Origin of the sequence: Erwinia sp. SLM-02 (assembly GCF_037450285.1) — a bacterium.
Classification (GTDB): Bacteria; Pseudomonadota; Gammaproteobacteria; order Enterobacterales; family Enterobacteriaceae; genus Erwinia.
Genome location: NZ_JAQISN010000001.1, coordinates 1,760,731 through 1,780,836 on the forward strand (window position 1 = coordinate 1,760,731; position 20,106 = coordinate 1,780,836).

The 20,106-nt window shown below is 58.7% G+C and carries 18 protein-coding genes; 8 read left to right on the forward strand and 10 right to left on the reverse strand.

What is annotated here, in order from left to right:
- Nucleotides 1-30: 30 nt before the first annotated feature.
- A complete protein-coding gene (gene hrpA / locus PGH32_RS08165; RefSeq protein ID WP_337893740.1) occupies nucleotides 31-3,930 on the reverse strand; it encodes an ATP-dependent RNA helicase HrpA in 3,900 nt (1,299 codons plus the stop codon).
- A 230-nt stretch (nucleotides 3,931-4,160) separates the two neighbouring features.
- On the opposite strand from hrpA, the gene PGH32_RS08170 reads away from it, so the two are divergent.
- A complete protein-coding gene (locus PGH32_RS08170) occupies nucleotides 4,161-4,766 on the forward strand; it encodes an FMN-dependent NADH-azoreductase (protein WP_314424714.1) in 606 nt (201 codons plus the stop codon).
- 91 nt (nucleotides 4,767-4,857) lie between these two features.
- On the opposite strand, the gene PGH32_RS08175 is transcribed toward PGH32_RS08170, so the two are convergent.
- The 3 genes from PGH32_RS08175 to PGH32_RS08185 are packed head-to-tail and all read right to left on the reverse strand — an operon-like array spanning nucleotide 4,858 to nucleotide 8,003.
- Entirely contained in the window at nucleotides 4,858-5,187 is a 330-nt protein-coding gene (locus PGH32_RS08175; protein ID WP_314424717.1) for a YdbL family protein, read from the reverse strand.
- Nucleotides 5,188-5,197: 10 nt separating this feature from the next.
- A complete protein-coding gene (locus PGH32_RS08180) occupies nucleotides 5,198-5,389 on the reverse strand; it encodes a YnbE family lipoprotein (RefSeq protein WP_123329751.1) in 192 nt (63 codons plus the stop codon).
- Nucleotides 5,373-8,003 carry a YdbH family protein gene (locus PGH32_RS08185; protein WP_337893741.1) on the reverse strand — a complete coding sequence of 877 codons (2,631 nt, stop codon included), beginning with the start codon at nucleotides 8,001-8,003 and terminating at the stop codon, nucleotides 5,373-5,375. Before PGH32_RS08185 ends, PGH32_RS08180 begins: the two co-directional genes overlap by 17 nt.
- A gap of 193 nt (nucleotides 8,004-8,196) precedes the next feature.
- Here PGH32_RS08185 and PGH32_RS08190 point away from each other — a divergent pair, with 193 nt between their 5' ends.
- A complete protein-coding gene (locus PGH32_RS08190; protein ID WP_337893742.1) occupies nucleotides 8,197-9,183 on the forward strand; it encodes a 2-hydroxyacid dehydrogenase in 987 nt (328 codons plus the stop codon).
- Nucleotides 9,184-9,219: 36 nt separating this feature from the next.
- Here PGH32_RS08190 and PGH32_RS08195 read toward each other — a convergent pair whose 3' ends face one another.
- Nucleotides 9,220-9,486, reverse strand: a complete 267-nt coding sequence (locus tag PGH32_RS08195; RefSeq protein WP_314424726.1) for a putative hemolysin — start codon at nucleotides 9,484-9,486, stop codon at nucleotides 9,220-9,222.
- A gap of 185 nt (nucleotides 9,487-9,671) precedes the next feature.
- Here PGH32_RS08195 and PGH32_RS08200 point away from each other — a divergent pair, with 185 nt between their 5' ends.
- Together PGH32_RS08200 and PGH32_RS08205 are read left to right on the forward strand one after the other, a co-directional pair.
- Nucleotides 9,672-10,328: an MgtC/SapB family protein gene (locus tag PGH32_RS08200; protein ID WP_314424729.1), complete on the forward strand. Its 657-nt coding sequence runs from the start codon at nucleotides 9,672-9,674 to the stop codon at nucleotides 10,326-10,328.
- Nucleotides 10,329-10,433: 105 nt separating this feature from the next.
- Nucleotides 10,434-10,721 (forward strand): putative quinol monooxygenase, encoded by a 288-nt coding sequence (locus PGH32_RS08205; protein WP_337893743.1) that lies wholly within the window; start codon nucleotides 10,434-10,436, stop codon nucleotides 10,719-10,721.
- An 81-nt stretch (nucleotides 10,722-10,802) separates the two neighbouring features.
- Here PGH32_RS08205 and dbpA read toward each other — a convergent pair whose 3' ends face one another.
- From dbpA to PGH32_RS08220, 3 genes are all read right to left on the reverse strand, one after another.
- Complete coding sequence (dbpA, locus tag PGH32_RS08210) at nucleotides 10,803-12,182, reverse strand: ATP-dependent RNA helicase DbpA (protein WP_337893744.1); 1,380 nt, start codon at nucleotides 12,180-12,182, stop codon at nucleotides 10,803-10,805.
- A gap of 149 nt (nucleotides 12,183-12,331) precedes the next feature.
- Nucleotides 12,332-12,739, reverse strand: a complete 408-nt coding sequence (locus PGH32_RS08215; RefSeq protein ID WP_337893745.1) for a type II toxin-antitoxin system death-on-curing family toxin — start codon at nucleotides 12,737-12,739, stop codon at nucleotides 12,332-12,334.
- A complete protein-coding gene (locus PGH32_RS08220) occupies nucleotides 12,739-13,035 on the reverse strand; it encodes a type II toxin-antitoxin system Phd/YefM family antitoxin (RefSeq protein ID WP_337893746.1) in 297 nt (98 codons plus the stop codon). Before PGH32_RS08220 ends, PGH32_RS08215 begins: the two co-directional genes overlap by 1 nt.
- 308 nt (nucleotides 13,036-13,343) lie before the next feature.
- On the opposite strand from PGH32_RS08220, the gene ttcA reads away from it, so the two are divergent.
- Complete coding sequence (gene ttcA, locus PGH32_RS08225; RefSeq protein WP_337893747.1) at nucleotides 13,344-14,273, forward strand: tRNA 2-thiocytidine(32) synthetase TtcA; 930 nt, start codon at nucleotides 13,344-13,346, stop codon at nucleotides 14,271-14,273.
- A 23-nt stretch (nucleotides 14,274-14,296) separates the two neighbouring features.
- Nucleotides 14,297-14,992, forward strand: a complete 696-nt coding sequence (locus PGH32_RS08230) for a helix-turn-helix transcriptional regulator (protein ID WP_337893748.1) — start codon at nucleotides 14,297-14,299, stop codon at nucleotides 14,990-14,992.
- Between the two features lie 7 nt (nucleotides 14,993-14,999).
- On the opposite strand, the gene PGH32_RS24690 is transcribed toward PGH32_RS08230, so the two are convergent.
- Together PGH32_RS24690 and zntB are read right to left on the reverse strand one after the other, a co-directional pair.
- Entirely contained in the window at nucleotides 15,000-15,149 is a 150-nt protein-coding gene (locus PGH32_RS24690) for a hypothetical protein (RefSeq protein WP_443112746.1), read from the reverse strand.
- Between the two features lie 271 nt (nucleotides 15,150-15,420).
- Nucleotides 15,421-16,404 carry a zinc transporter ZntB gene (zntB, locus tag PGH32_RS08235; RefSeq protein WP_314424877.1) on the reverse strand — a complete coding sequence of 328 codons (984 nt, stop codon included), beginning with the start codon at nucleotides 16,402-16,404 and terminating at the stop codon, nucleotides 15,421-15,423.
- A gap of 362 nt (nucleotides 16,405-16,766) precedes the next feature.
- Here zntB and bglF point away from each other — a divergent pair, with 362 nt between their 5' ends.
- Together bglF and PGH32_RS08245 are read left to right on the forward strand one after the other, a co-directional pair.
- Entirely contained in the window at nucleotides 16,767-18,644 is a 1,878-nt protein-coding gene (gene bglF, locus PGH32_RS08240) for a PTS beta-glucoside transporter subunit IIABC (protein WP_337893749.1), read from the forward strand.
- 21 nt (nucleotides 18,645-18,665) lie between these two features.
- The gene (locus PGH32_RS08245) at nucleotides 18,666-20,060 is read left to right on the forward strand and encodes a glycoside hydrolase family 1 protein (protein ID WP_337893750.1); all 1,395 of its coding nucleotides are present in this window, start codon (nucleotides 18,666-18,668) and stop codon (nucleotides 20,058-20,060) included.
- The last annotated feature ends 46 nt before the right edge of the window (nucleotides 20,061-20,106 follow it).

Below are 20,106 nucleotides of genomic sequence, written 5' to 3' on the forward strand. Positions count from 1 at the left end.
CGAACGCGCGCGCGCACGTTTCCTTCCTGTTTACACCACGAGCTGCTCCATCGCCTGGGTAATACGCTTTTCCGAAACGGGATACGGCGTGCCCAGCTGCTGCGCGAAGAAGCTGACGCGCAGCTCCTCAATCATCCAGCGAATATCCTGCACGTCGTCGTCATCGCGCCGCTGCGGCGGCAGTTTGTTGAACCACGTGTTCCACGCCTGCTCCACGCTCTGCACTTTCAGCATCCTGGCGCGATCGCTGTGCGGATCCACCGCCAGCTTTTCCATGCGCCGCTCGATAGCCTGCAGATAGCGCAGCGTGTCCGCCAGTTTTTTCCAGCCGTTGCCGGTGACAAAACCGCGATACACCAGGCCACCCATCTGCGCTTTGATATCGGAAAGCGCCAGCGCCATGGTCATATCCACGCGCCCTTTCAGCCGCTTGTTGATGTTGAACACCGCCGTGAGGATCTGTTCGACCATTTTGGCAATCTCCACCACCGTGTCGTTCAGCTCGGCGCGCACCACCTCATGCAGGCGGGCATAGCCGGACTCCTGCCAGCTCGGGCCGCCGTGTTCGGCAATCAGCTTATCGATACCGCAGGCGATGCAGTCATCGATCAGGTCCAGCACCTTGCCGTAGGGGTTAAAGTACAGCCCGAGCTTGGCCTTGTTCGGCAGCTTTTCGTGCAGGTACTTGATCGGCGACGGCACGTTCAGCAGCAGCAGGCGGCGCTGGCCGCGCCACATCGCTTTCTGCTGCTCATGCTGCGAGTCAAACAGCCGGATGGCTACGCTGTCTTTCTCATCCACCAGCGCAGGCCAGGCCTTGACGCTGTAGCTGCCGCGCTTCTGCTCGAAGTGGTCCGGCAGATCGCCGAAGCTCCAGATATGCAGCCCGCTCTGCTCCAGCCCGTCGTCGGCCACCTGCGAGAGGGTTTCCTGCACCTTGCCCTTCAGCTGCAGCTTCAGCGCGTCCAGGTCTTTGCCTTCCGCCAGCTTACGGTTGTTTTCATCAATCACCCGGAAGGTGATTTTCAGATGATCGGGCACCTGATCCCACTGCCAGGCTTCACGGTCCAGCGTCACGCCGGACATGCGGCGGAATTCGCGCTCCAGCGACTCCAGCAGCGGCAGCGCCAGCGGTTCGGCGCGGCCGAGGAAGGCCTCCGCGTAGTTCGGCGCGGGAACAAAGTTACGGCGTAACGGCTTCGGCAGCGATTTGATCAGCGCAATCACCAGCTCGCGGCGGATGCCGGGGATCTGCCACTCAAAACCCTTTTCCTCAACCTGATTCAGCAGCGGCAGCGGCACGTGGACGGTCACGCCGTCGGCGTCGGCGCCCGGTTCAAACTGGTAGCTGAGCTTGAGCTTCAGGTTGCCCTGATGCCAGAAGTTCGGGTAGTCCAGCTTGCTGACGTTCTCCGCGCCCTGGCGGATCAGCATCTCTTTGGCGAAGTTCAGCCGCTCCGGCTCGGTCCGGCTGGTATTTTTCCACCAGCTGTCGAAATGGCGGGCAGAAACCACGTCGTGCGGGATACGCTGGTCGTAGAACTCAAACAGGATCTCGTCATCGACCAGAATGTCGCGGCGGCGGGATTTATGCTCCAGCTCTTCAACCTCCTCACGCAGCTTGAGGTTGGCCTTAAAGAAGCCGTGGCGCGTCTGCCAGTCGCCCTCCACCAGCGCATGGCGGATAAACAGCTCGCGCGACAGCACCGGGTCAATCTGGCTGTAATTCACCTTACGCGCCGCGACGATCGGCAGGCCGTACAGCGTCACTTTCTCCACCGCGATGACTGCGCCCTGGGCTTTCTCCCAGTGCGGTTCGCTGTAGCTGCGCTTGAGCAGATGCTGCGCCAGCGGCTCTATCCACTCCGGCTCAATGCGGGCGGCAATGCGCCCCCACAGGCGGCTGGTTTCCACCAGCTCGGCCACAATCGTCCACTTCGGCGGTTTTTTAAACAGGCCCGAGCCCGGAAAGATAGCGAAGCGGGCATTGCGCGCGCCGGTGTACTCCTGCTTGTCGCTGTCTTTCTGGCCGATATGCGACAGCAGGCCGGTGAGCAGCGCGGTGTGCACTTCGCGGAACGGGGCCGGCTCGCTGTTCACCGGCAGCCCCTGTTCACGCACCACCTGGCGCAGCTGGGTATAAATATCCTGCCACTCGCGCACGCGCAGGTAGTTGAGGTAGTCCAGCTTGCACTGGCGGCGGAACTGGCTGGAGGACAGCGCTTTCTGCTGCTCCTGCAGGTAGTTCCATAGGTTCACAAAGGCGTTGAAATCCGACTCTTTATCGGCAAATCGCTGATGCTTCTCGTCCGATGCCTGCTTTTTCTCCGCCGGACGCTCGCGCGGGTCCTGAATCGACAGCGCGGAGGTAATAATCATCGCCTCGCGCACGCAGCCGTATTTCTGCGCTTCCAGCACCATTTTTGCCAGGCGCGGGTCCACCGGCAGCTGGGCCAGCGATCGCCCGGAAGGCGTCAGCTTATAGTGCTGGTTATCGTCAAGGGTGATGGCCCCCAGCTCTTCCAGCAGGCGCACGCCGTCCTGAATATTGCGCTGGTCCGGCGCTTCCACGAACGGGAAGGCGGCGATATCGCCCAGCCCGAGCGAGGTCATCTGCAGGATCACCGATGCCAGGTTGGTCCGCAGGATCTCCGGGTCGGTAAACGGCGGACGGCTGAGGAAATCATCTTCGGAGTAAAGACGAATACAGATCCCCTCGGAGACGCGGCCGCAGCGCCCTTTACGCTGGTTGGCTGACGCCTGCGATACCGGCTCAATCGGCAGCCGCTGTACCTTGGTGCGGAAGCTGTAGCGGCTGATGCGGGCCGTACCCGGATCGATCACGTATTTGATGCCCGGCACCGTCAGCGAGGTTTCCGCCACGTTGGTCGCCAGCACGATGCGCCGCCCGACGTGCGACTGGAACACGCGGTTCTGCTCGGCGTTAGACAGGCGTGCGTAGAGCGGCAGCACCTCGGTATGCGGCAGGTCGCGCTTCATCAGCGCATCGGCGGTGTCGCGGATTTCCCGTTCGCCGCTCATGAAAATCAGAATATCGCCGCGGCTCTCCTGCCCCAGCTCGTCAACGGCGTCGAATATCGCCTGCAGCTGGTCGCGGTCGGTATCGTCCGCGTCTTCCACCACCGGGCGATAGCGCACCTCCACCGGGTAGGTGCGGCCCGACACTTCGATCACCGGCGCGTTGTTGAAATGCCGCGAGAAGCGCTGCGGATCGATGGTCGCCGAGGTGATGATCACTTTCAGATCGGGGCGCTTCGGCAGCAGCTCGCGCAGATAGCCCAGCAGGAAATCGATGTTCAGGCTGCGTTCGTGGGCCTCATCGATAATGATGGTGTCGTACTGCATCAGCAGGCGGTCCTGCTGGATTTCCGCCAGCAGGATACCGTCGGTCATCAGCTTCACCTGGGTGGTGTCACCGACCTGATCGTTAAAGCGAACTTTATAACCCACGCAGCCGCCCAGCGAGGTTTCCAGCTCGGCGGCAATGCGGTCGGCAACCGTGCGCGCGGCCAGGCGGCGCGGCTGGGTGTGGCCGATCAGGCCACGTATGCCGCGCCCCAGCTCCATGCAGATCTTCGGCAGCTGGGTGGTTTTCCCCGAACCGGTTTCACCGGCGACAATCACCACCTGGTGATCGCGGATCGCCTCTGCGATGTCCTGCTTCTTCTGGCTGACCGGCAGATTTTCAGGGTAGGTAATGGTCGGCACGGCGGCACGGCGCTGGGTAATGCGCAGCTCGGCGGCAGTGAAATCGCGGTTCAGTTCGTCGGCTATCGCCTGTAGCGCAGCCGGATTTTTAACTTTTTTCGCCCCGTGCAGCCGACGCTGCAGGCGCTGGCTGTCGCGCAGCATCAGCGAGTCCAGGCGCGGCCAGAACACGGTCAGGGCAGATTGTGGTGTATCAGACATAGGTCAAACTCACTTTATTGCGCGGTTAACCGACAACATGGATGTATTGGGATAAAAAATTTTGCGTATAGTAGCACAGACAAGAACTTAGCGTTTTATCTGCAGGGTATCCTTATTCAATATTTTCGAACATCGATAACAAAAACTCGCACTTACACTCACCGGCATATCGCAGTAAAGTGTTTCACATCAGGCGGACAGCTTTCCGCGACTTAACAGGAAATAAAGACATGAGCAAAGTACTCGTTTTGAAATCAAGCATCCTCGCCGGTTATTCTCAGTCAGGCCAGCTGGCCGATCATCTGGTTTCAGAGTGGAAAGCCGCTCATCCTGGTGACGAAGTCACCATCCGCGATTTAGCCGCAAACCCGATTCCGGTGCTGGACGGTGAGCTGGTTGGCGCACTGCGCCCTTCCGACGCTGAGCTGTCCGCCCGCCAGCAGGAAGCACTGTCACTGTCTAACGAACTGATTGAAGAACTGCAGGCGCACGACACCATCGTTATCGCCGCACCGATGTACAACTTCAACATCCCTACCCAGCTGAAAAACTACTTTGACCTGGTTGCCCGTGCAGGCATCACCTTCCGCTATACCGAAAACGGTCCTGAAGGCCTGGTGAAAGGTAAAAAAGTGGTGGTTCTGACCAGCCGTGGCGGCATCCATAAAGATACCCCGAACGATCTGCTGACCCCGTACCTGACCATCTTCCTGGGCTTCCTGGGGATGACCGACGTGCAGTTCGTGTTCGCTGAAGGTATCGGTTACGGTCCGGAAGTGGCGCAGAAAGCGGCTAACGATGCGAAAGACGCTATCTCTAAAATCGTTGCGGCCTGATTTTACTCCGCCGGCGCTCTGCCGCCGGCGCTGAAATGACAACGCGATGCCCCGTGCATCGCGTTTTTTTTTCGCTACGACAGTGTTTTCGCTAGGGTTGTTTTTTCAGCCACTGGCCGTTGATTCCGCGCACGTATTCCCCCGGCTTTGCCCGCGTCACCAGCTTTTGCCCGGCGATTCTGGCCACTTCGGCCGCCGTCATATTATTCTGCTCCGCCAGCAGCTGATACTGCCTGCTGCGGCCTTCGTTTATCTGTTTTACCAGCGCCTGGGTTTCCGCATCCGACTGTCTGGGGGCGATATAGCCGTTCAGCGTTTCGCCAACACGACCCTGCTGCCTGGCTTCATCCAGGGTCAGCGCCATGGCCCCCGCAGACATCAGCAGGCAGCCCAGCAGTAGTGCTCTGTTCAGCAGTTTCATCGTTTTATCCTCAGAACAGACCGCTCTGGTTTTTTAACAGCGCTTCCACGTCTTTATCAACCTTGATGTGGATTTCATGCTCGATTTTGACGTTCATATTGATAGTAATCGGCTCTTTTGGCGCCGCCACTTCAATGCGCGGAATGCATCCGCTCAGCGACAGCATCGCGCCGGCCATCAGCAGGCTATTCAGGGCTTTCATCACGTTTTTCCTTCTGCGACGGCAGGGTGGCATTCTCTTCCACCCAGGACTGCAGGTTATCGCCAAAGCGCAGGCTGCGCCAGAGTTGAAACAGGTTTTCCCGCTGAGAGTAATTCAGGGCAACGCGCTGATCGCGATCGCTGAACCGGCTGGTGCCGTCCACCTTTGCCGTCAGGCTCATCCAGCCCAGATTATCCAGGTCAAGCGTCGCCCAGCTGCGCGAAATTTCCATATAGCGCAGCCAGTCGATGGCCGCCCCGGCGGCAATATTATTGCTGCTGATGGCATCGGCCATATCTTTGTCCATGCGCACGGTCAGCGGCCCGCTGTTGGCAATCCAGCCGTCCTTCACCAGCCACTGGCTGTTATTCAGGAACAGCGGCAGCTCGCCGTTAATCTGACCGGATAGCGCAATCTGCTTCAGCTTCATTGCCGTAATCAGCTGCGACAGTGCGATATGCTGCACGCGGATTTTCGCCGCCTCGGTCTGCGGCATCTGCAGGCGGTCGAGGCTGAGCGTCCCGCCCAGCACATCCAGACTGACGTTGCTCAGGCTCAGCGGTTCGGCGGCGGTCCACGGATACCAGCCGCGCAGATCGGCGGTGACGTTCTGCATCGCAAACTGGTTTTTTATCTCGCCGATGCGCAGCGATACCGGCCCGTGGGTACCAAAGTACCAGCGGTGGGACTGCAGACGGAACGGCAGCGAAAAATCGACGCCGTTGAATTCGTTATCCGGCAGCAGCGCCCGGCCGTTACGCACCAGCCAGTGGCCGCCGGCCTCCAGCCCCTGATCGGCGGCGGCGGAGAATGCCACCTGTGCTTTCAGCGTGCCGCTCTGGATCGACAGTTTTAAATCCGGGCTGAGCAGCGGCTGAAACACCCGCAGCGACTGCTCCGGCCACCAGGCCTGCCCGCGCAGGCGTTCGCCGTCCCAGCGGCCGCGCACCTGGACCGGTCCGATTTTCTGCGCCTGCAGCGTGCCGTTGAACAGAAACGCCCCCGGATCGCGCCCCTTCACCGCCAGGGTTAAGGTTGACGGCGGCAGATAGCCTCCGGCGCTGAAGCGGGTTTCCCGCGCCTTTAACGCCAGCTCGCCGTTAAAAGCAGGATTTTGCTCATCGCGCTGCCAGCCGACCGGTTTCACCAGCGTCAGGCGCGGCGCGGCCATCTCCACGCTGCCGTAGCTGATGCGGTCGAAACCGGTAGATAGCGTGGAGAGTTCGATCAGCGAGTCCTGCCAGCGCCCGGTGCCGGTGACGTCCCATTTCGCCGCCAGCGGTTTCAACCGACCGTCGCCCCAGTAGCGCCAGCGCCATTCGCCTTTATCCGGCCAGAAATTGCTGGCCCGCCCGTCGAGATGCAGGCGAAAATTGCCCATCTGCGCGTCGTGCGCGCTGAGTATCGCCTGCAGTCGACCGTCGATCCCGGCAGAGGCGATCTTCACTCCGGCCAGCGGCCAGCGAGCTTCATCCACTTCCAGCGTTGATAGTAGCCGCCCCTTCATACGCAGCAGCGCGCCGGGCTGCATCACCAGCTGGGGATCCGTTAGCGGCCCGCGCAGTTCACCCACCAGCCGGGCATAGAACTGCAGGGCATCCAGCTTGCTTTCGCCGTTGAGCCGCAGCGGCAGGCTGCTGTCCTGCCAGTCAAGATGCCCCGGGCCCACCGACAGCACCACGTTGCCTTTACCGCCGCGCCCCTCGGTCAGCAAATTCAGCCGGCCGCTGATGCGGGTGGCGCTCAGCCCCTGCTGCCAGCCTTCGGCAAGCAGCGAAATCCCACCGGAAAGGGGCTGCGTGCCCCACGGCCAGCTCCAGCTCCCCTGCTGGATCTGCAGCTGCTGCGGCGAAATCTGCCACGGCAGCGCCAGCAGCGGCTGTGGGCGATCCGCCGCGCTGACCCGCAGCGTGCCGCTCTGCTGCTGCCAGTCCAGCTGCACGTTCAGCGGCTGCGGGATCGCATCCAGCGCCAGGCTGCCGTGCAGCACCCCGCTCTGCGGCAAGGCGTCGGGAATACGCGGCAGCGTCAGCGTGCCGTCGAGGGTAATTGGTTGAGGAATGCCTGGCGCCTGGACGGTCAGGGTTTTAAGGGTCAGCTGCTGCTGGCGCAGTTCCGCTTCCAGCGAGAGGTTATCGCCTTTGTAGTGGAGCTGCTGACTGTCGGGTTTGAAATCAAGCTGCAGTTCACCCGCCCACTGTGGCCAGGGTTTGAGGGTCAGTTGACGGATGCTTACGCTCGCACCGGGCAGCATCTGCTGCCACTCGGCCAGCGTACGGGGCGCGTTCTGATTGTCGCTGGCCGGGAGTTTTGCCACGCATTCGCTGTCAATCATTACGCTGTCAGCATTCGCCAGCCAGCGCTGCTGACGGTAGCTGAGCGACACATTGTTCACCGCCGCCAGCTCGCAGTCGCCAATGCGATAATGAACGCCGGGCAGGCTCAGCGCGCCGTGCCGCCAGCGCGGCCCGCCGTCGAGTGAAATGGTGGTATCATCCGGCAGCCACAGGCCCACCAGACGCGGCAGCCACTGCGTAACGGTGAGTAAAAGTCCTGTCAGCAGCAGGATCGCTGCCAGCAGCGCGGCAAGCGCGCGTTTCCAGCCCCTGTTCATGGCGGCAAAATCCTGTTCGGTCCGTGATTATCCTTGAAATGATGGCACGGAATCGCGTCATCGTGAAGTTTTTCGCGGGTTTACGGCCGATTCGGGACTTTTTACTCCCTCATTTACCATCCGGTTCTCCCCTCGGTGAGAATAGTTGATAAACTCAGGCTATTCATTCTGCAGCGGGAAAAGGACACAAACGATGAAACTTGCGGTGTACAGCACCAAACAGTATGACCGGAAATACCTGGAACAGGTCAACGCGGACTTCGGCTTCGAGCTGGAGTTTTTTGACTTCCTGCTTACCGAACGCACCGCCAAGAACGCCACCGGATGCGACGGCGTATGCATTTTCGTCAACGATGACGGCAGCCGTAAGGTGCTCGAAGAACTGGCCGAGCTGGGGGTGAAGTTTATCGCGCTGCGCTGCGCCGGGTTCAACAACGTCGATCTCGATGCGGCAAAAGAACTGGGAATCCAGGTCGTTCGCGTGCCGGCCTATTCGCCCGAAGCGGTTGCCGAGCATGCCGTCGGCATGATGATGACGCTGAACCGCCGCATTCACCGCGCCTATCAGCGCACCCGCGATGCCAACTTCTCACTGGAAGGCCTGATCGGTTTCAACATGCACGGGCGCACGGCGGGCGTTATCGGCACCGGTAAGATCGGCATCGCCACCCTGCGCATCCTTAAAGGCTTTGGTATGCGCCTGCTGGTTTCCGACCCTTACCCTAATCCGCTGGCGCTGGAGCTGGGTGCGGAATATGTTGACGTTAAAACCCTGTTCGCCCAGTCGGACGTGATCAGCCTGCACTGCCCGCTGACCCCGGAGAATCATCATCTGCTTAACGAAAGTGCCTTTGCGCAGATGAAAGATGGCGTGATGATTATCAATACCAGCCGCGGAGGATTGATCGATTCTCAGGCCGCCATTGACGCACTGAAAAAACAGAAGATTGGTGCGCTGGGGATGGACGTGTATGAAAACGAGCGGGATTTGTTCTTTGAAGACAAGTCGAACGACGTGATCCAGGATGACGTTTTCCGCCGCCTGTCAGCCTGCCATAACGTGCTGTTTACCGGCCATCAGGCGTTTCTGACCGCCGAAGCGCTGACCAGCATCGCACAAACCACGCTGCAAAACCTGCAGCAGCTGGAAAAAGGCGAAACCTGCGCTAACCAGCTCTGATCCGCCCTTCGCCCCCCGCTGCCGCTGGCGGGGGGTTTAACGCGCGCAGGTGCCGTTAAGTAACGCACTCTCGCCACAGCGACGCCCGTTCGCCAGCTGACACATCCCAACCGAAGATCCATCCAGCTGCCGCGAAAGCGCCAGCGTTCCGCCCGCATTTTCACAATTACTGGCTGCCAGATCGGCCATTTGCACCCGTGCGGGTACGTGGGCGGCGGTTGCCTGCTGCGGCGGTTCATTGTCGCTGCTGCAGGCCGACAGCAGCAGCGTTGCGGCTGCAAGCAAAAAAGAGGCTGCTTTCATTGTGTAAACTCCGGTCGGTGTGGGATTAGAGGCGCCAGCCAGCATAAGCCAGGTTTTGCAGCAGGTCGATAGCTGTCATCCAATTTTACAAAATCAAAATTGATAAAATATCAATACCCTGACGTCTTAATTTACAATTCAGATCAATGCGCTGAGGAAAAGCACGTAAATACAGGAGGATAGAAATGATAATTGACCTTTTACTGCGTATCGCCCTCGCCGGTGCGCTGGGTGGCGTGATCGGGATGGAGCGCCAGCTGCGCTCGAAAGAAGCCGGGCTGCGTACGCACATTCTGGTCGGGATCGGCAGCGCCATGTTTATGATCGTCTCGAAATACGGCTTTAACGATATTCTTCAGGCCTCTCATATTGCGCTTGACCCCAGCCGGGTCGCCGCCCAGGTGGTCAGCGGCATGGGTTTTCTCGGTGCCGGGACCATCATCATCCAGAAACAAATCGTTAAGGGGCTGACCACCGCCGCCGGGCTGTGGGTGACGGCGGCTATCGGGCTGGTGATCGGCAGCGGCATGTACGAGATCGGTATTTACGGCACCCTGCTGGCGCTGGTGGTGCTGGAAACCTTTCGCCGGCTCAGCTACCGTTTCATCGGTCGTAATCTGACCCTGATCGTCCAGCTCAAATCCAAAAGCGTACCGCTGGTGCTGATCGCGCTGCAGCATCGGGACGTGCGCACCGGAAAAATCACCCTGACCAACCGCGACAGCGAAACCGGGCTGTGCGAAATGATGGTCGACGTGACCCTGTCACGCAAAGTGGCTCCGGAAAAAATGTACAACGTGCTGCTGGAAATAAACGGCGTGCGTTCGCTGGAAATACATTAGCCACAAATGCTCATGGCAAAAATAGCTGAAACAGTTACTCTAACAGCCATGCCTGTTGCGGCTGGCCCTGTGCCAGCAACGTTGTCTTGTTAAATGGAGATTATAATGACCGAGAAATCCGTACTGATTATCGCCACGTTTACTGCTAAACCGGGCCAGGGCGATGCGCTGTTTGCCGCGCTGAATCCCTGCGTTGCCCCCAGCCGCCTTGAGGCCGGTAACGTGCATTACGATCTGTACCGTAGCGTGGAGAACCCGGACGCCTTCCTGTTCCACGAGACGTGGAAAAGCCATGCCGCTATTGAAGAGCACGAAAAACAGCCGCATTTCCTGGCGCTGATCGCCGGCGTGGAATCCCTGCTCGCCGCCCCGCCGGTGATTACCAAAATCTGATCTGCCGCGCTCAGATGTTAAACGGCCCCCGGGTATCACACCGGGGGCCGTTTCGTTTCAGGCAAGGGAACGCTGAAGAACTTACTTCACGATGCGGGCGCGGCAGGTTTTGCCTTTGATTTTTACCTGCTGCAGCTGCTGCATGACCTTGCGAACCAGCTCCGTGCGAATCGCCACGAAGGCCAGCGTCGGGGCAATATCAATCTTGCCGACCTGATCGCCCGTCAGCCCGCCGTCGCCGGTCAGTGCGCCCAGGATATCCCCCGGACGGATCTTGGCTTTGCGCCCGCCGTCGAGGCTGAGGGTGGTCATCTCCGCGCGCAGCGGTTTCGGCGCCACGGACTTGAGTTCGCTGACGCTGGCCCACGTCAGGCGCTGCTGCAGGAAATCTTCCAGCGCATGGGCGCGCTGCATTTCATCCGGCGCAACGAAGCTGATCGCACAGCCTTCGGCACCGGCACGCGCGGTACGGCCAATGCGGTGGACGTGCACTTCCGGATCGAACGACAGCTGATAGTTCACCACCATCGCCAGCGATTTAATATCCAGCCCGCGCGCCGCGACGTCGGTCGCCACCAGCACCCGGCAGCTGCCGTTGGCAAAGCGTATCAGCACCCGGTCGCGCTCGGACTGTTCCAGATCGCCGTGCAGTGCCAGCGCGCTGATCTGCGCACTGTCCAGCGAGGCGGCGATGTCATCACACTCGCGCTTGGTGTTGCAGAACACCACGCAGGAAGCAGGCTGGCGCTCGCTGAGCAAGCCGATCAGTGCGCTCATTTTTTCGCGCGCGCTGGCCTCATAGAAGGTCTGCTCGATGGACGGCAGATCGGACACGTCGCCGGTTTCCACCGTTAGCGGATCGCGCTGCACGCGCTGGCTGATGCGGGCAATATCTTCAGGCCAGGTGGCGGAGAACAGCAGCGTCTGGCGCTGCGGCGGGCAGTAGCTGATAATCGCATCGATATCATCACGGAAGCCCATCTCCAGCATGCGGTCGGCCTCATCCAGCACCAGCGTTGCCACGCCGTCCAGCTTGAGGGTTTCTCGCTTGAGGTGCTCCAGGATACGCCCCGGCGTACCGACCACCACATGCGGCGCGTGCACCAGCGAATCGCGCTGAGCGCCCATCGGCTGGCCGCCGCACAGGGTCAGGATTTTGATATTGGCGGTAAAACGCGCCAGCCGGCGCAGCTCTTTCGCCACCTGATCGGCCAGTTCACGGGTCGGGCACAGCACCAGCGACTGAGTGACATACTGACTGACGTCCAGACGGTGCATCACACCCAGACCAAACGCGGCGGTTTTGCCGCTGCCGGTTTTCGCCTGCGCGCGCACGTCACGCCCTTCCAGGATCGCCGGAAGCGATGCGGCCTGTACCGGCGTCATGGCCAGATAGCCAAGTTCATTAAGGTTTTCAATCTGGCTGGCGGGCAGCAGGTTCAGGGTAGAAAAAGCAGTCACGGGTATTATCTCTGATCAATCGGGCGGGAATTTTGCCGCTGATTGTAGCAGATAATCCGCTGTGAACGTTACTTTCAGGCGGAAAGAGGTAACGACGGAGGATGCATAAGGCCAAAAGGAAGAACAATTTTAGAGAATGTTACAAGTCTTCAGACTACATAATCATGCTCCGCTACAATATCGTTACGGTAATCAGAAAGGATCCTTAGTGCAAAAGCTGTGTCATTCAAATCAGCCTCATCCATCGCTGCAAGTACAGTCAGTTTTACTAATTCGAACGAAGCATTGAGTTCATAGCCATTCATAAGAAGAAAAACACTCGCAGCCTGAAAGGCTGTTCGTTTATTTGCATCATTAAAAGCATGGGCTTTTGCAATTGCTATAAGATACATCGCTGCAAAAACAAAAATATCGTCACAACCCTCGTAATCGGCTAACGTTTGTATCCGGAATAATGCACCTGCCAGTCGGTCTTCATCAGGCTGTCCGCTGCCAGGGAGGGTCGAATTCTGGATTTCAATAACCTGCCCGGATGTCAGGAATTCGATGTCATCCATTACTTATCTTCCAGTGCTTTGATTATTTTTGCATGTTTGTGCTTGGTTTTGCTTAAAGCTTCATTGAATGAAATTTTAAACATGCTGCCTCTCTTTGGAGTGATGCGCTTTCCTTTATGAATGATGTAGGGTTTGTAGATGAAATTTTCTTCTTCAGGTTTTTCCTCAAAAAGCGCTCCATTTAGGACCGTATCAGGCCTTCCTCTCTGAGTCACAACAATAGTCTCACCATTTCGGACAGCGTCCAAAATGTCAGAAAGCTCCGCCCTCATCTGGGTATAACTGATTTTTCGCATATGACACCTCTAAACTGTACATGTACAAGTTAGCACAGGGAGTCTTTTGATGACAGAAAGAAAACATGTCTTGAAAAAGCGCCTCCGCTCAGATGAGCAGAAGCATCCCCACAGCTTAGCATTGATAAACTAATACTTCTTTTATCAGGTTTCGCCGGAGAGGGTTAGCAGTGTTAAAGTAAGATGAAATTCTACTGTAAAACGTGCTGGTATTCGCCATCGTAATCCGTACCATAGCACGCCAGTCAGTTTTCATGCCGGGCCTGCCGATGTTCTCGCCCACTCCAGCAATACGAGATAGCTAATAAATGCAACCGAATCCGGAAACCAGTAAGAAAGAGCAGTACAACCTCAACAAGCTGCAGAAGCGTCTGCGCCGTAACGTCGGCCAGGCGATTGCTGACTTTAATATGATCGAAGAGGGTGACCGGATCATGGTGTGCCTCTCCGGCGGCAAAGACAGCTACACCATGCTGGAGATCCTGCGCAATCTGCAGCAGAGCGCGCCGATTTCTTTCTCGCTGGTGGCGGTAAATCTCGACCAGAAACAGCCGGGCTTCCCGGGCCATATTCTGCCGGAATATCTGGAAACGCAGGGTGTGGAATATAAGATCGTCGAAGAAGACACCTATGCCATCGTTAAGGACAAAATCCCGGAAGGCAAAACCACCTGCTCGCTCTGCTCTCGCCTGCGCCGCGGTATTCTGTACCGCACGGCCACCGAGCTGGGCTGCACCAAAATCGCCCTGGGACATCACCGTGACGATATCGTGCAGACGCTGTTCCTGAACATGTTCTACGGCGGAAAAATGAAGGGCATGCCGCCGAAGCTGATGAGCGACGACGGGAAGCATATCGTTATCCGTCCGCTGGCCTACTGCCGCGAGAAGGACATTGAGCGCTTCGCCATCGCCCGCGAATACCCGATTATTCCGTGCAACCTGTGCGGTTCGCAGCCGAACCTGCAGCGCCAGGTGATTGGCGATATGCTGCGCGACTGGGATAAGCGTTATCCGGGCCGTATTGAAACCCTGTTCAGCGCCATGCAGAACGTGGTGCCTTCGCATCTTGCCGACGGCGAACTGTTTGACTTCAAGGCCATCACCCACGGCAGCGACGTCGTTGACGGTGGCGATCTGGCCTTCGATCGCGAAACCCTGCCGGTGCAGCCCGCCGGCTGGCAGCCGGAAGATGAAGACGAAGCCCCCGTTCGTCTTGACATCGTTCAGGTCGGCTAAGCACAACATTTCACGGAGGAAGTGTGTCGCGATCGCAACGCCTGCTGGATCTGCTGCAACTGCTGCGTAACCACCGCTTCCCCGTGCCCGGCGCTCAGCTCGCCGGCACGCTCGGCATCAGCCTGCGCACGCTCTACCGCGATATCGCCACGCTGCAACAGCAGGGGGCGGATATCGCCGGTGAGCCGGGCATGGGCTACGTATTAAAACCCGGCTTCACCCTCCCCCCGCTGATGTTCAGCGAAGAGGAGATTGAGGCGCTGGTGTTAGGCTCCCGCTGGGTAGCCAGCCGCACCGATACCGGGCTGAGCCAGTCGGCCAGGAGCGCGTTAAGCAAAATTGCCGCCGTCCTTCCTGCCGAACTGCGCCACAGCCTGGACAGTAACGGCCTGATGGCCGCGCCGTCTGCCAGCCCCCGAGTTGAAAGCGTGGATTTTGTCGCCATCCGGCGGGCGATCAGGCAGGAGCTGACGGCGACCCTCACCTATCGTGACGGCAAGGATTGCTCCACCCGGCGCGTGATCTGGCCGTTCCTGCTGGGCTACTTTGATAATCTGCATATCCTCGGTGCCTGGTGTGAACTGCGCGGCGACTTCCGCCACTTCCGCACCGACCGCATTCTCTCACTGGAACTCCATTCCACCCGCTATCCCCGCCGCCGCGCCGCCTTGATCAAGCAGTGGCGCGAGCAGCAGTTCCCGGACAGGCCGGCTCAGTAGCCCTGCCTCAGTGATGCGCGGGCGGGTCGATGATCGGGTCAGGATCGACGGGCGGTGGATCGGGAAGCGGCTGCGGCGTCGGTATCGGGCCGGGAACGGGTGCAGGGTCGCCCAGAGGTTCTGAGCCGCGAATGGCATGAAGCTGGTCAGTGAACATACTGTCCCCTTACTGTTTAAAGCGTGAGCTTTAAGCGTAGGACATCTGACCGGGCTGGCAAACGGGCAAAAAAAAGCCGGCTCGGAGCCGGCGTCGTACGAATTAAATGTGCTATGCATTAATTCTAAAAATGAAGTAAGACAATTATGGAGCGCAACGCCCATCGCTTGACGTTGCATTCACCTGCGAGAAAGAGTTTGCCCTTAACATCATCGTCAGATATTGACGTCGATCAGTTTTAACCGCCTTAATCGCACAATAATTTCTCTTTTCACAACCATTTACGTCGCCGCAACCACCACGCAACACCCAGCACCAGGATTGCTAACAGCAGACAGAAAATACCAAAGCCAAAGCGCCAGCTTCCGCCCGGGATCCCCCCGAGGTTGACGCCGAACAGCCCGGTCAGAAACGTGGTCGGCAGGAACACCACCGCCAGCAGCGACATGGTATAGGTTCGGCGGTTCATCGCTTCCGCCATCACCGAACTGATTTCATCTGACAATACCCCGGTCCGCGCCACGCTGGCGTCCAGATCGTCCAGCCCGCGGCCCAGACGGTCGGCAATGTCCTGCATCCGTCGGCGATCGTCATCGCTCATCCACGGCAGACGTTCACTCGCCAGCCGTGAGAACACGTCCCGCTGCGGGGCCATGTAGCGGCGCATAATGATCAGCTGTTTGCGGATCAGCGCCAGCTCGCCGCGCGGCGGAACCTGCAGGTCGACGACGGCATCCTCCAGTTCGATGATTTTGTCGTGCAGCTCCTCGATAAACTCACTGGTGTGGTCGGTCAATGAATCGCAGACATCCACCAGCCAGCTGCCGCCGTTGTGCGGGCCGTTGCCGTTTTGCAGATCGGTAAGCACTTCATCAATGGCAAACACCTTGCGCCGCCGGGTGGAGACAATCAGCTTATCGTTGATAAACACGCGGATGACCACCAGCTGGTCGGGCCGGGATTCGCTGTTCAGATTGACGCTGCGCAGGGTGATCATCGTGCCGTCACCCAGACGGCTGACGCGCGGCCGCATACTGTCGCCGCCCAGCGCATCGCGCACGTTGTCCGGCAGCAGCGGCGTGGTGGTCAGCCACTCGGCGCTTTCAGGATGGGTGTAGTTCAGGTGCAGCCAGCACGGATGGTCGCACGTGAGCACCTCGGTATCGGCAATCGGGATCATCCCACCGTGGCCATCCAGCTGGCACGAGATAATCGCATCCGATACCTGTAAGGATTTACCTGCAATAACGTCCACTTTTTGCCCCGCTTTCAACATAATCAATACGATACAGTCTAGCGTGCGGAACCGCAGTTGCAAAATAATGCGCGTATACACAATGGTTAGTAAACATGACAGACCGGGTTCAGCGGCGGTGGAGGGATCCGTGGCAAAAAAGTGAACCCGCTCACGAAATCCAGTAATTCCCGTTTTCCCCTCTTGTCAGCGGAGCCTTTCTGAGGAACTATTTACGTCAGAAATCAGGATTGCTACTGAATCTCAGGCAAAACCTAAACTGCTTTTTATGGACCGTGGGTCCGTTTGAAGCCGTTTAGGTTTTTTTTTGGCCTGAATTCAGTAACGGCCCGTTGACAAGATGTCAGAACCAGGAGCATACGATGAAGTACCAGGCGTTATCAGAAGAGATCCTGCAAGGGGTTGGCGGCAAGTCAAACATCAGCTCAGTCATACACTGCGCAACCCGCCTGCGTTTTAAGCTGAAAGACAGCAGCAAAGCCGATACCGCCGGGCTGAAGAAAAACCCGGGGGTGATTATGGTCGTGGAAAGCGGCGGCCAGTATCAGGTCGTGATCGGCAATCATGTCAGTGATGTCTATCAGGCGCTGCTGTCCGTGGCGGGCCTGGGGGACGGTAGCGGCAACGGCAGCGATGAACAGAAAGGATCGCTCTTTGCCCGCCTTATCGACGTCATCTCCGGCATTTTCACCCCGTTTATCGGCGTGATGGCCGCCTCCGGTATCCTGAAAGGTCTGCTCTCCCTGGCGCTGGCACTGAATGTGATTCGCGAAGACGCCGGGCTGTATAAAATTCTGTTTGTCGCCAGCGACGCGCTGTTCTACTTCCTGCCGGTGGTGCTGGGCTACTGCGCGGGTAAAAAATTCGGCGGCAACGCCTTCACCACGATGATTATCGGCGCGGCGCTGGTGCACCCGCTGATGCTGACCGCGCTGACCGCCGAGCAAAGCGGTGCCGCTCCGCTGCACGTCTTCGGCGTGCCAATCATTCTGATTAACTACAGCTCATCGGTGATCCCGATTATTTTTGCCGCGTGGCTGTCGTGCCTGATTGAGCGCACGGTACACGGTCGCCTGCCGGGCGCTATTCGTAACTTCACCACGCCGCTGCTGTGCCTGGTTATTACCATTCCGCTGACCTTTATGGTGATTGGCCCGGCGGCCACCTGGCTCAGCCATCTGCTGGCCGACGGCTACCTGGCAATTTATCAGTTCAGCCCGACCTTCGCCGGTGCCTTTATTGGGGCGTTCTGGCAGGTCTGCGTGATTTTTGGCCTGCACTGGAGCCTGGTGCCGATCATGATCAACAACCTCAGCGTGATCGGCTCGGACACCCTGCTGCCGCTGCTGATGCCGGCCGTGCTCGGCCAGGCCGGTGCCACCCTCGGCGTCATGCTGCGCACCCGTGATGCCAAAACCAAAGGCATTGCCGCCTCCGCGTTCAGCGCCAGCCTGTTCGGTATTACTGAACCCGCGGTCTACGGCATCACCCTGCCGAACCGCCGTCCGTTTATCTTCGGCTGCATCGGCGGCGCGCTGGGTGCCGCCGTGCTGGGCTTCTGGCACACCACCTCTTATTCCTTCGGCATGCCGTCAATCTTTACCTTCAGTCAGGTGGTGCCGAAAACCGGTTTTGACGCCAGCGTGATGGCCTCGTTTGCCGGCGCCGTCATCGCTCTGATCTTTGCCGCCGTCGCCACCTGGCTGTTTGGCCTGCCTGCCGCGAAAACAGAAGAGGCTCCGGCCCCTGCGCCGCAGGCGGTGGTCAATCCCGACCTGCTGGCAAAAACCCAGATCGCCAGCCCGATGACCGGCGCGGTGGTGGCGCTGGAGCAGGTGCCGGATGAAACCTTCGCCAGCGGCCTGCTGGGCAAGGGCGTCGGCATTCAGCCCACCGTGGGCCGCGTGCTGTCACCGGTTAACGGCACGGTTGCCTCACTGTTCCGTACCCGCCATGCCATCGGCCTTGAGGCGGATAACGGTGCGGAAGTATTGATCCACGTCGGCATCGACACGGTGAAACTCGACGGACTCCACTTCACCGCCCACGTCGGCCAGGACGATCGCGTCAGCGTCGGCGACCTGCTGCTGGAGTTTGATATCGCCGCAATACGCGCCGCCGGGTACGACCTGACCACCCCGGTGCTGGTCAGCAACAGCGATGACTATATCGACGTGCTGGTAGCCAGCCAGCAAAGCGAAGTGACCGCAGGCGATCCCCTGCTGGCGCTGATTAAATAATTTTTCACAAGGAGAACCATCATGACTCAACGTTTCCCACAAGATTTCCTTTGGGGCGGCGCGGTAGCCGCTAACCAGGTTGAAGGTGCCTGGCAGACCGACGGTAAAGGTCTGTCGACCTCGGATCTTCAGCCACAGGGTATTTTCGGCGAGCGCGTGGAACGCCAGGCTGGCGACTCAGGTATTAAAGATGTGGCCATCGACTTCTATCACCGCTATCCGGATGACATCAGGCTGTTTGCCGAGATGGGCTTTACCGTGCTGCGTACCTCGATTGCCTGGACCCGTATCTTCCCGGAAGGCGACGAATCGCAGCCGAATGAAGCCGGTCTGGCTTATTACGACCGCCTGTTTGATGAAATGGCGAAATACAACATTCAGCCGCTGGTGACGCTCTCGCACTACGAGATGCCGTACGGCCTGATCAAAAAGTATGGCGGCTGGGGCAGTCGTACCACCATCGCCTGCTTCGTGAAGTATGCGGAGACGGTATTCGAGCGCTTTAAGCACAAGGTTAAACACTGGCTGACCTTCAACGAAATCAACATGTCGCTGCACGCGCCGTTCACCGGCGTCGGCCTGCCGGAAGAGAGCAACAAGCAGGCGGTGTACCAGGCGATCCACCATCAGCTGGTGGCCAGCGCGCTGGCGGTTAAAGCCTGCCATCAGATCGTCCCGGAGGGGAAAATCGGCAACATGCTGCTGGGCGCGATGCTCTATCCGCTGACGCCGAACCCGGCCGACGTGATGGAAACGCTGCAGCAGAACCGCGACTGGCTGTTCTTTGGTGACGTGCAGACCCGCGGCTACTATCCGTCGTACATGACCCGCTTCTTCCGGGAAAACGGCATTACGCTGGACATTACCGAGCAGGATAAAATCGACCTGCGCCAGCCGGTCGACTTTATCTCGTTCAGCTATTACATGACCGGCTGCGTCACCACCGATGACGAGCTGAATCAGAAAGAGCGCGGCAACATTCTGAATATGGTGCCTAACCCGCATCTGGCGAGTTCCGAATGGGGCTGGCAGATCGACCCGGAAGGCCTGCGCTATCTGCTGAACGTGCTGTACGACCGCTATCAGAAGCCGCTGTTCATCGTTGAAAACGGCCTGGGCGCGCGCGATACCGTGGAAGCCGACGGTTCAATTAACGACGACTACCGCATCGCCTATCTGAACGATCACCTGGTTCAGGTGCGCGAGGCGATTGATGACGGCGTTGAAGTGCTGGGCTACACCTGCTGGGGTCCGATCGATCTGGTCAGCGCATCAAAAGCTGAGTTCTCCAAGCGCTACGGTTTTATTTACGTCGACCGCGATGACCAGGGTAACGGCACCCTCACCCGCACCCGTAAAAAAAGTTTCTTCTGGTACCAGGACGTGATTAAAACCCACGGTGAATCACTGAAATAAATAAACGTCGGGCAGCCAGGCTGCCCAATAAATTAACGCCCCGACA